Origin of the sequence: Actinocrinis sp. (assembly GCF_035605935.1) — a bacterium.
Classification (GTDB): domain Bacteria; phylum Actinomycetota; class Actinomycetes; order Streptomycetales; family Catenulisporaceae; genus Actinocrinis.
Genome location: NZ_DATNGK010000245.1, coordinates 1 through 11226 on the forward strand (window position 1 = coordinate 1; position 11226 = coordinate 11226).

8 protein-coding genes are annotated in these 11226 nt (G+C 69.0%); 4 read left to right on the plus strand and 4 right to left on the minus strand.

Translation table 11 applies throughout. The annotated features are described in order from the left end of the window. The coding region (locus tag VN779_RS19780; RefSeq protein ID WP_325725511.1) for a hypothetical protein at positions 1–258 on the minus strand (258 nt) is incomplete at its 3' end. A gap of 470 nt (positions 259–728) precedes the next feature. Here VN779_RS19780 and VN779_RS19785 point away from each other — a divergent pair. Both VN779_RS19785 and VN779_RS19790 read left to right on the plus strand, forming a co-directional pair. Then, the gene (locus tag VN779_RS19785; protein ID WP_325725513.1) at positions 729–2501 is read left to right on the plus strand and encodes an NAD-binding protein; all 1773 of its coding nucleotides are present in this window, start codon (positions 729–731) and stop codon (positions 2499–2501) included. A 205-nt stretch (positions 2502–2706) separates the two neighbouring features. After that, complete coding sequence (locus VN779_RS19790; protein WP_325725515.1) at positions 2707–4509, plus strand: sialidase family protein; 1803 nt, start codon at positions 2707–2709, stop codon at positions 4507–4509. Positions 4510–4568: 59 nt separating this feature from the next. Here VN779_RS19790 and VN779_RS19795 read toward each other — a convergent pair whose 3' ends face one another. The 3 genes from VN779_RS19795 to VN779_RS19805 all read right to left on the minus strand — a co-directional run bounded on the left by VN779_RS19795 (position 4569) and on the right by VN779_RS19805 (position 9242). Further along, complete coding sequence (locus tag VN779_RS19795) at positions 4569–5774, minus strand: glycosyltransferase (RefSeq protein ID WP_325725517.1); 1206 nt, start codon at positions 5772–5774, stop codon at positions 4569–4571. A gap of 69 nt (positions 5775–5843) precedes the next feature. Beyond that, positions 5844–8264 (minus strand): FUSC family protein, encoded by a 2421-nt coding sequence (locus VN779_RS19800; RefSeq protein ID WP_325725519.1) that lies wholly within the window; start codon positions 8262–8264, stop codon positions 5844–5846. A gap of 90 nt (positions 8265–8354) precedes the next feature. Beyond that, positions 8355–9242: a LysR family transcriptional regulator gene (locus VN779_RS19805; protein ID WP_325725521.1), complete on the minus strand. Its 888-nt coding sequence runs from the start codon at positions 9240–9242 to the stop codon at positions 8355–8357. A 117-nt stretch (positions 9243–9359) separates the two neighbouring features. Here VN779_RS19805 and VN779_RS19810 point away from each other — a divergent pair, with 117 nt between their 5' ends. Together VN779_RS19810 and VN779_RS19815 are read left to right on the plus strand one after the other, a co-directional pair. After that, positions 9360–10220 carry an aldo/keto reductase gene (locus tag VN779_RS19810; RefSeq protein WP_325725523.1) on the plus strand — a complete coding sequence of 287 codons (861 nt, stop codon included), beginning with the start codon at positions 9360–9362 and terminating at the stop codon, positions 10218–10220. A gap of 169 nt (positions 10221–10389) precedes the next feature. After that, positions 10390–11226: MFS transporter (locus tag VN779_RS19815; RefSeq protein ID WP_325725525.1), on the plus strand; the 837-nt coding region annotated here is incomplete at its 3' end.

An 11226-nucleotide genomic window follows, 5' to 3' on the forward strand; every position in this document is an offset into this window, starting at 1 on the left:
GGCCATCAGGGCGAGGGTTTCGGGGAAGCGGGTGGCCAGGGTGTGCGCGGTGTGCAGGCGGGTGCGGGTGGTGGTGGGGGACCAGCGCAGCGCGGCGGTGATCTCCTCCTCGGTGCAGTCCAAGGGATCCGCGCCGCGCGCCGCGGCGAGGGTGGCGAGCAGGCGGATCTGGGCGGCGTGGAGTTGCGCGAGGCTTTTTTCGGTATCGGTGAGTGCGTCGATCAGGGCGGTGCGGGAGTGGTTGTCGGTAATGTGCATGGTGGGCCCCGGAAAAAGGTGAGTGGAATGGTTTCCCTGTGTCTATTTTCTGGGGTTTCGGGGTTGTGTGGCGGGTGTTTTCGGTGTTTCACCCGTTTGCGCGTGGCCGGGTGAAAAACCTGTGCACGCGTGTCCCGCGTTACCCTCGACCGCCGTCGGCGAAGCTATCGCGGGACACCCAGCGCGCAAGGGCGTCTGTGCTCGAGAGCCGCCGTGAACGAGACTCGCCGCTCCCATCAAGCCGCGTCGCGGAGATGTCATCGCGGGGTTTTATTGGGGGAAAAGCGGGACGGCGGGCGGCGGTTCGAGGGTGGGGAAAGGCGGGTTGTCCAGCTGGGCGGGACAGGCGGTTGGTTGTCCAGTTGAACGGGACACGGGAGTCGCCCCGGCGCACCAGGTGCGCGCAAAGGGACACCGACCGTTAAAGAGCGGCGATACTTACGGTCATGGGCGGCGACGACAATGACCCGATGACCGACGGTTGTCACGACTGGACCGGTCACGTGATCATCTGCGGCCTACACGGCGTCGGGCTGCGCGCGGTCGAGCAGCTGCGCTATGCCGGAGTGCGGGTGGCCGTCCTCGACGATGACCCCGATCCACGCATGACCTCGGTCGTGCTCAGCTGGGGCGTCCCGCATGTGGTCGGCAGCGCGCGGCTTGGTGCGCTCGAGTCGGTCGGGCTGGCGGGAGCCGCGGCGATCGTGTGCGTGCAAGAGGACGACCTGCACACCTTGGAGACGGCGCTGCTGGCCCGCGAACAGCGGCCGGACCTGCGCGTCGTGGTGCTGCTGCGCAACCCGGCGGTTGGGCGGGCGATGGCAGGGATCGGCGTCGCCGTGCTCGACGTCGCAGGGCTCTCCGCGCCCTCGGTCGTCGAGGCATGCCTGCGCTCGACCGCGCACGAGATCGAGCTGGCGGGGGAGCGGTTCATCGCGGTGACTGTCACTGCGAGCCGCAAGGCGACGCTGCGTTCCCTTTACGGCGACCTCGCGCCCGTGGCGGTCGTGCCATGTGGAACCACGCGTGTTGTCGTGTGCCCCGGCCGCGACCATGTGGTGAACGAGGGTGACGCTGTCACGCTACTCGGCACGCCGGAGCTGGTCCCCTCGCCCGCACCTGTCCACGTGCCTTCGCCGCGTCCTTCCGATCCCGGTTTCCTCAGCCGCATTCGTACGGCGTTGGGCTCTTTCCTTGACGCCGCCGACCGCCGCCTATTGCTTCCGTTCGCAGGGCTGTTCACGCTCGTCGCCGTCTCGACCGCGGTTCTGCGTTTGGGCTACCGCGGCGACGGCGGGCGCGGGATGACTGTCGTAGACGCTCTCTACTTCAACGTCGAGACGGTAACCACGATCGGCTACGGCGACTTCTCCTTCCACGACCAGCCGGCCTGGCTGCGCGTCTATGCCATCGGCCTGATGATCGGTGGCACGATGCTGGTGGCGGTGTTCTTCGCGATGCTGACCAATTTGCTGGTGAGCCGCAGGATCGAGGAGGCGCTGGGCCGCGGCCGGATGACCGGGCTGCGCGGGCACGTGGTGGTCATCGGCCTCGGCTCGGTCGGCGCCCAGGTGGCCGAGCGGCTGGTGGCCGAGCAGGCGCGGGTCGTGGTGGTCGAACAGAACCAGGACAACAGATACCTGGCGCAGATGCGTGCTCTTGGCGTTCCGGTGGTCATCGCCGACGCGACCCAGCCGCAAGCGTTGCGCGCGGTCAATCTCGCCGACGCGCGGGCGGTGGCGGTGCTCACCAGTGACGACCTGGTGAATCTGGAGACCGGACTGGCGGTGCGCGACCAATTGGGTGCGCGCTGGGCGCAGGTTCCGGTGGTGCTGCGCTTGTTCGACGAGCAACTCGGCCAGACTGTCGAGCGCAGCTTCGGCTTCGGCTCGGTCCGTTCCACCGCCGCGCTGGCAGCGCCCTGGTTCGTCGGCGCGGCGCTCGGTCTCGACGTGCTGGGCACCTTCTACGTCGGGCACCAGCCGATGCTCGTCGGCCGGCTCACCGTCGCGCCGGGCGGCGGCTTGGACGGTCTCGCGATGGGCGCGCTGTCCGCACGTACGCGCGTCGTCGCGATCGGCCGCGCGGATGGCGCAGGGCTGGAGTACCCGCCCCGCCGCGGCACGCGTTTCCGCGCCGGTGACCAGGCTTATCTGATTGGACCCTACGAGGAACTGCTCCAGGTACTACGCCGCGACTCGCTTGCCCCGGCGCAGGCGACGACGTCCGAGCCGGGTCGGTGAAGTTGTCAGCGTGCTGCATCGTGCCCGGTTAGCGCATAAAGCGTCGTATGGGTAGGCCTGATGGGTCACTAGCTCAGCAGAGTATTGCCATCGATCATCGGCGGTCATAGCGTGCCGACAGTCGCCGGGTTCGCAATCACGCGGATCCGTGTCTCGAACGCGCCGCCCCGGATCGGCCGCGGCGTAAGGGAGGGAGAGACCACTCATGCATCGCATACGCCCGATTCAGGGCGTGCTCGTCGCCGCAGCTTCGGCCGCGGTGGTCGCGGTGGGCCCGGGCTTCGCCAGCGCGGCGGCCACGGGCTCGCCGGGCGGAGACCATCCTGCTCCGCTCGAATCCGTGAAGGTGGCCCAGCGTGCCCACGCAAGCGCTGCGGCCCGTACCCACACAACGCCCAACCTGCTGCTGAAAGAGCAGTTCATCGTCGGCACCGATGAGCTGGAGGAGGCGCCGAGCCTTTCAGCGCTCTGCCAGTCCTTCCTCGGCCAGCCGAACCCGTACGCCGCGCTGCCCCCGAACGTCGATGTCATCAAGGGCGACACGGTCGTGTCGGCCGGCAGCCAGACCGGTTGCGAATCGGCGCAGAACGAGACGACCGTTACGCAAAACCCGTGGAACCCGAACAACCTGGTGGCCGGCTCCAACGACTACCGCGTGTTCAACTCCCGCGAGAACCGCAACGACGCCTCAGGCTGGGCGTATACGACCTTTGACGGCGGCAAGAGCTGGAAGAACGTCCTCGCGCCGCACCTGACCTTCCAGACCGGAGCGAGCGCCCCGCTCTCGCTGGCCGACTCGGCCGGCGACCCGGCGCTTGCGTTCGGCCCGAATAACACCGTCTACTACGCGAACCTGGTCTTCTCCCGTAATGCGCCCGCCACCGGTGGCTCGCAGGCGCCCAGCGGCGTCACGGTCTCCGTCTCCCACGACGGCGGCAAGACCTTCGGCGAGCCGACCATCGTGCACCTTGATGGCTTCAACGCGGACGGTAGCCAGGGCGCGACGAACATCTTCAACGACAAGGAATGGATCGCGGTCGACCAGCACACCGGCGCGGTCTACGTGACCTGGACTCAATTCACGTACGACTCGGCCGGCAACTACCTCGAGTCGCCGACGGTCGAGGCCAGGTCGACGGACGGCGGAAAGCACTTCTCCGCTCCGGCGCCGATCTCGCCGACGCTGGCCAATTTCAAGACCGGCATCACCCCGTTCGGCACCGGCACCAACCCGGTGGTGGCGAACGACGGCACGCTGTACGTCGCGTATGAGACGTCTGTCTGCAAGACCATCGCCTGCAACGCGGCCACCGACCACGACGCTGTCGTGATCGCGACCTCGCGGGACGGCGGGAAGACCTTCACCAACCAGGAAGCCGCGGCCGACTTCGACTTCCCGTTCAACGCGGACACCGGAACCAGCACGCTGACCGGGGAGAACTTCCGGATCAACTCCTTCCCGCAGCTGACCTACGACCGGGCCCAGAATCGGCTGTACGCGACCTGGGCCGATGACCGCAACGGCCTCTACAACTCCTCGGGCGTCTCGGTGCGTACCAACGGCAACGCGCTGTTGATCTCGGCGGACGCGAAGAGCCACGGCGCACTGTCCTGGTCGCCCGCGGTGAGCGTGGGCGCGGGCACCGACGAGGTGTACCCGGCCGTCGCGGCGTACAACGGCCACATCGCGGTCAGCTACTACACCCGCTACTACGACCCGGCCGGCATCGGCGAGGACTTCGCGATGGTCTCCGGCGACCGCTGGTCGGTTTCGCACAACCCGCAGCGCCGGCTGACCAAGCAGACCGAGAACCCGCAAGTGCAGTTCGTCGCGCTGGGGTTGGTCACCGGGAACGTGCTGCAGGGCGTGTTCATCGGCGACTACACGGCCATCGCCATGGGGCCGGACTTCCAGGCGCACCCGGTCTGGACCGACTTCCGCGGCAACCCGGGCGTGGACGACCCGAATCAGGACGTCGTCACGCAGTCGGTGAACATCTTCCGGTGACAGGTTCTGAGTAGAAGTTAGTGAGGCCCGCCCCGCGTACGTGGGGCGGGCCTCGCGTTTCAGCCGACCGGTTCGAGCACTCGTGAAGGGCGGCGGCGCGCGCTATGCCCGTCTGCCCGCCAGATCAACGCCGCGTAGGCGGCGAGCATCCGGCGGCGGCCGAACTGTTCCCTGGCGGCCAGCAACGCGGGTGTGAACTCGGTTCGGCGGGCCAGCGCCTCACACCAGGCAGCGGCGATCGCATCGGCGTCGGGCGCGGTGAGCAGACCACGGCCGGCGACGATCGCGGCGCAGTCACCGACGTCCGTCGCGACCGGGATCGCGCCGCACAGCAGCCCCTCGATCAGGCATAAGGGTGCTGCCTCGCCGAACGTCGAAGTCAGCGCGACCACGTCCGCGGCCGCGAAGAGGGCTTGTGGGTCGTCTCGCGGGCCCAGGAGATGGACTCGACTGGAGCCTTCGAGTCCTGTGACGCGTAGGTCTGCGAGCAGTTTCTCGTTGTCCCGCGTCATGCCGGTGCCGCACATGAGGACGTGCGCCGTCGGTCGCTGCGCGAGGAATCGGGCTGCGGCGGCGAGGAATAGTGGCACGTTCTTCATGCCGTCATAGCGCGCGGCGAATGCGACGACCGGAGCCTCGTGCGGGATCGCGAACGCGCGCCGCAGCCTTGCGCGGGCGAACCGGTCGGGGCGGAATCGGCGCAGATCGACCCCGTTGGGAATGACGTGCAGCAGACTGTCGGGGAAGCCCGCGGCTCGATAGGCAGACTTCGTCGCGTCAGCGCAGCAGATCAGCGCCGTGACGCGCCCGGCGGCCACCGCGGCGCGTAGCTCGGTGAGCGCGGAGCCCTGGTTCTCGGGATCCGAGCGGTGCAGGCAGGTGACTACCGGCCCAGCCCAGCCGGCTTGGTTCACCAGTCGCAGCGGCTGCTCCTTGAGCGTGACGACGACGCGCGACGCGGTGGCTTCCCGCTGGAACAGGCTCAGTTCGTGGTCGGTGAATCGCGCGGATTCCGGGCCGGCGTCGGCCGGTCCTGCGCCGCGCAGCGCGGTGACCGGGATGCCCGCGGCGACCAGTCGTTGATAGCAAGCGTCATCTCGCATCCGCTGGAACGTCGCCTCCCGGTAAACGTTCTCGTGAATGCTCAGTACGCGGTGCCGCTGGCCGCGGCCGTGCAGGCCAGCGAGCACGTCGGTGTGGAGGATCCGCGCGCCGCCGCGGAAGAAGCCCTCGTAAAGGGAGAGCACCCCGATTTCGTGAGACACCAGCTCATCATGGTCTTTCCACGACGGTAGGCATCGATATCGGGGAAAACTCCGTGTGAATTTTCCCGCTCACATGAACGCGGCGGACCTGGCGGCGAGGGCGGGCTGCAGCAGGCTGGGCTGGAGCCGGCGCACCGCGTCGAGATGGTCTCCGGTCCAGATCATCCGCACCGCGGTGGCCGTGGCCTTGCCGTCCTCGTCCCGCAGGTCGTGCTGCACGGCGAGCACCAGTCGGTTGTCCGCATCCGGATCGCGCTCCAGGGTGGGCGGAATGGTCCGCGCACCGTCGAGGCTGCCGGCCAGATCGTCGTACCAGTTGCGGATGTGCTCGACGCTGCGCAGCAACTCCATCCGGGCCGCCGCACGGTCGCCGGAGACAGGGTCCTCGTCGCGCTCCCAGAGGTCCAGCACAGCGTCGGCGGCCAGGCGCAGTCCGGTCACCCCGCTGACCAAACGCGTGATCTCGGCCAACGGCACCTTCTTGGCGCCGCGCTCGACCAGGTACTCGCGGAACGTGTCGTCCATCCGGCGCGCCGCAGCGGCGGCCCGGATCGCCTGCTGAGTTGGCACGAGGGAGGCGGTGTCCACCGAAGCGCTGTTTTCGATCGCGTCCGTTCCCGCGATGTCGAAGCGCAGCATCCCGTACTCGACGGCCGCCGCGAGGTACCGCGCGCTGTCGGCGTACGCCTCGGACAGTGCCTTGCTCAGCGCCGCCGCCGCGCCGCGCGGCCAGAACAGGATTCCGACCGCCAGGCTCACGCCCGCGCCGATCGCGATGTCCTCAACCCGCAGCAGCCCGACCCGCCAGCCGGTCGGCTGGATGATGTTGAACAGGATGACGAGTACGAGCGTGAAGCCGGCCTGTCCGGCGGCGAACGAGATCGCCGCGGGCGCGATCCCGGCCAGCACGATGGCCGGAGGCAACAGGAACCACAGCAGCCCGGTCGAATGTCCGATCGGGATGAGCAGCAAGGCGCCGATCACGAAGCCCGCGGTCGTGCCGAGCACCGCGCGAAACGCGTTCAGCCCGGTGTTCAGCGCGCTCGAGCGCAGCACGGACAGGGTGCCGAGCACGACCCAGAAGGAATGCTGAACCCCCGTCAGATTCGCGACGAGCACGGCAAGGCCAAGGCCGACCGCGCCGCGTACGCTGTTGTGCAGCCACACCGAGTGCCGCTCCACGTGTGCGGCCGCGCGCTCCTGGGCTGCCGTGAACGTTCCGGGCAGGCCTTCGGGCTGGCGGCCGAGCAGCCGGTCGACCCACGAGCGCCGCTCGGCCCGCGCGGCCAGGTCGATGTTGCGGCCGATCAGGGACGCGACAAAGCTGATCTCCTGTGCGCGGAAGCTCGGGTCGAGCGCGTCGATGACCTCGCTGACGTGCTCGTCAAGCATGATCGACTCGGCGCGGCGCAGTTCGGCGGCAGTGGGTGGTGGGGCGGTGTCCTCGGATGGGGCGCCGTCGATGATGACGCCATGGAACTGTGCCCCATCAAACACGGTGGACTGCATCGGGAGCTGGCCGATGGCGTCGCGCTCCAGCTTGGTCAGTGCCTCCCGCAGCGTCGTGAGGGCGTCGTGCAGGCCGTCCAGGTTCGCCCGCGGCTCGTCGAGCAGATCAGCGCCCTGTTCCAGCACGCTCGCCGCGGCGCTCTTCACCTTGCACGCGGCCGGATTCGGGATGTTGCAGTTCAGCGAGCGCGACTGCGCCAGGATTGCGCTGAGCCAGCTCAGCTCGTCGACCAGCCGGACCACGGCGCGGGCCGAGGTGCTCAGCCCGGTCGGCCGGTTGGGCGTGGCGAGGAACACCCGGTTCAGGTCGGCCATCGCGGTCTCGGACGCGGTCACCGCCGCCCGGTACGCTGGCGCCGATGCGACATCGACCCCTGACTTGTGCAGCGAGACAGCCAGTTGCAGCCGGGTCGCGATGGCTCGGCACGCGGCCGCCGCCCTGCCGCGCAGCGGGTCGCTGGCCGGCGCCGGCCACAGCAGCGAGACCGCGAGCAGCGCGGCGGCCGTGGCGATGCCCCAGCCGGCCAGGCGGTCCGGGATCACGCCGGGCTTGCTCGCCAGTGAGACCGGGAGGATGAACGAGAGCAGCAGCGCCGTGGTCGCGCCGGCGAGCACCGAGCTGACCACGCCGACGAACAGCGCCCCGAAGCCGACCACGGTCATCGCCACCGCCGCCAGCCATTCCTCGCGCGAGGCGAGGGTGCCCAGGGTGACCAGCACCGCGCTGGCGACCGCGAGGGTCAGCTGAGCCCGCAGGCGGTCGCGGATCGAACCGCCGAAGTCGACCAGCATCAGCATCGCGAAGGAGCCGAACGCGGCGTAGGTCGCGATATCGCCGTTGTGCAGCACCTTCGCGCAGAACGCGAACAGGACCGGCATCGCGATCGCCGCCCGGCCGGCCCGGCGCAGCGCCAGCAGGCCGCGATCGCGCGTGGTGAGCCACTGCCAAATCCGGTCTTTGAGTCGCCCTATGCCCCGCATCGGCCCTCCGTCGGACGTGTGGTGCGCGCTCTGGGAAGAGCCGCCTGCTGGGTGTTGAGTATCCGAAATTTCGTTGACTGACAAGCGCAATTAGCTGGCGGCCGCCTTGACCAGTTCGACTTCGCGCAGCAGCGCCGCCGCGGCCGCGCTGGTCGGGTCGGTGGTCACGCTGACCGTCTCCCACGCGGGCACCTCGCCGGCCAGTTCGATGAACCGCACCCGGTCAGTCTTCACCGAGTAGGACCGCGGCACCAGCGCCACGCCAAGTCCACAGGCCACAAGATCGAGCAGCGAGTGGACATCGGTGACCTCCAGGGCCACCCGCCGCTCGATCCCGGTCGCGGTCAACACCCGGTCGGCCAGATCGCGAGTGCCCCAGTCGGGCGGGAAGTCGACGAACTGCTCGTCGGCCAGATCGGCCAGCTTGACCTGCTCCTGGCCGGCGAACGGATGGCCGAGCGCACACGCCAGGGCCAGGGGCTCGCTGTCGAGCGCTTGAATGACCACGTCGTCCGGGCAGCGCGCCGGCCCGGGCCGGGACACGAACGCCACATCGAGCCGGCCGGTGCGCACCAGCTCGATCAACTCGTCGGAACCGCCCTGCCGCAGCCGGATTTCCAAACCGGGATGCGCGGAGAGGAAACCGGCCAGCAGCGTCGGCACGTGGACCGCGTGCAGGCATTGCAACGAGCCGATCGAGAGCCGGCCGCGCAGCAGACCCTGCACGGCGGCGACCGCGTCTTTCGCCGCATTGCTCGCCGACAGCGCGCGCAGCGCCTCGCCGAGCAGCGCCTGGCCCGCCGGGGTGAGCTGGACCTGCCGGGTACTGCGCAGGAACAGCGGCGCGCCGAGTTCCCGCTCCAGCGAGCGGATCGAGGCGGACAGGCCCGACTGGGCGATGTGCAGCCGCTTGGCCGCCCTGGTGAAGTGACACTCCTGCGCGACCGCGACGAAGTGCTCCAGTTGGCGCAGTTCCACGTCTCTCGACCCCCATTGAGCAGCAGCCGTGCTGAACGGCATCAGATTTCTCTGTTGGACAGCTTAATCCTGGGCAGGGAGGCTGGGACTGTACCTGTCAGATACGGGAGGAACCCCATGCAGACTCGCCGCATTGGCGATGTCCAGGTCGGCGCCATCGGTCTCGGCGGAATGCCGATGTCCATCGAGGGGCGGCCGGACGAGCAGCGCTCGATCGCCACGATCCACGCCGCGCTGGACGCCGGAATAACCCTGATCGACACCGCGGACGCCTACCACCTGCGCGCGGACGAGGTCGGGCACAACGAGACCCTGATCGCCCGCGCCGTGGCCAGCTATGGCGGGGACACCTCGGACGTGCTGATCGCGACCAAGGGCGGCCACCTGCGCCCCGGTGACGGCAGCTGGACGGTCAACGGCTCGCCGGAATACCTCAAGCAGGCCTGTGACGCCTCGCTCAAGCGCCTGGGCGTCGAGGCGATCGGGCTCTACCAGTTCCACCGCCCGGATCCGCGCGTCCCGTACGCCGATTCGGTCGGCGCGGTCCGTGACCTGCTGGACGCGGGCAAGATCCGGATGGCCGGCATCTCGAACGCGAACCCGCAGCAGATCCAGCAGGCCAACGAGATCCTCGGCGGCCGGCTTGTGAGCGTGCAGAACCAGTTCTCGCCCTCGTTCCGCTCCAGCGAGCCGGAGCTTGAGCTGTGCGCGCGGCTCGGCCTCGCGTTCCTGCCGTGGAGCCCGCTCGGCGGTATCTCGAACGCGGGCGGCCTCGGCTCCCGGTTCGGCGCGTTTGCCGAAATCGGCCAGGCGCACGGGGTCAGCCCGCAGCAGGTCTGCCTGGCCTGGATGCTGGCGAAGGCGCCCGTGGTCATCCCGATTCCCGGTTCGTCGCGACCCGAGACGATCCAGGACTCGGCCAAGGCCGTGAGCCTGACCCTGTCGGACGAGGAAGTGGCTCGGCTCGACGGCGTGTGACCTGCGGTGATGCATCTCAGGAGTCTGTGTCCAGTTGAACTGGACACGCGGCGCGCTCGGGCGCGACGGCCGGAATAGCCGCTCGTGCCTGGGCGTTGCCCGAAGCGTATAGACGTGGCAAGACCTGTAATTACTGGTGGGGCTGACAGTGTCGTCGCCGTCCTGATCCATGGAAGTTGGCAGCGACAAGATGCTTTCCGGCGCAGTACGCCGTGCCCTGCTCTCTCTTGCCGTCGGCGGCTTCGCCATAGGCACTGGCGAGTTCGTAGTGATGGGCCTGCTTCCGCAGGTCGCCTCCGACCTTTCCGTATCGATCCCGCGGGCCGGGGAACTGATCTCCGCCTACGCGCTCGGGGTGGTGGTGGGTGCGCCGCTGCTCACCGCCGCTTCGGTGCGGTATCGGCGCAAGCCGGTGCTGTTGGTGCTGATGAGCTGGTTCGCAGTCGGCAATCTGCTTTCCGCGCTCGCGCCGAGCTTCGGCTTGGTGCTGCTGGCCAGGTTCGCCACCGGGCTGCCGCACGGCGCGTTCTTCGGCGCGGGCGCGGTGGTGGCCGGCTCGCTGGTGGACAAGAAGCGCAGCAACAGCGCGATGGCGGTGATGTTCGCCGGGTTGACCGTGGCGAACATCGTCGGCGTGCCGCTCACCACGATTCTCGGCCAGCACGCCGGCTGGCGCCTGGTGTACGCGGTCGTCGGGGTGATCGGGCTGCTTGCCGTGCTGGCTGTCGCGCTGGCGATTCCCGCGGATGCGGGCGTGGCGTCAGGCGCCCCGCGCTCGTCGCTGCGTGGAGAACTACGCGCGTTCGCCAAGCCTGAGGTGTGGCTGGTGCTCGGCGTGGCGATGATCGGTGGCGGCGGGCTGTTCGCCACCTTCAGCTACATCGCCCCGATGATGACGAACGTCGCCCACTACGCCGACTCCAGCATGACCTGGCTGCTCGCCCTCTTCGGCCTCGGCATGACGGTCGGCAACCTGGTCGGCGCGCCGCTGTCCGACCGCTTCCCG

Excerpts from the sequence above, each read along its gene's own strand:
- VN779_RS19810 (WP_325725523.1), top strand. The coding sequence starts at position 9,360 with ATGCAGACTCGCCGCATTGGCGATGTCCAGGTCGGCGCCATCGGTCTC.
- VN779_RS19785 (WP_325725513.1), top strand. The coding sequence starts at position 729 with ATGACCGACGGTTGTCACGACTGGACCGGTCACGTGATCATCTGCGGC.
- VN779_RS19800 (WP_325725519.1), bottom strand. The coding sequence starts at position 8,264 with ATGCGGGGCATAGGGCGACTCAAAGACCGGATTTGGCAGTGGCTCACC.
- VN779_RS19790 (WP_325725515.1), top strand. The coding sequence starts at position 2,707 with ATGCATCGCATACGCCCGATTCAGGGCGTGCTCGTCGCCGCAGCTTCG.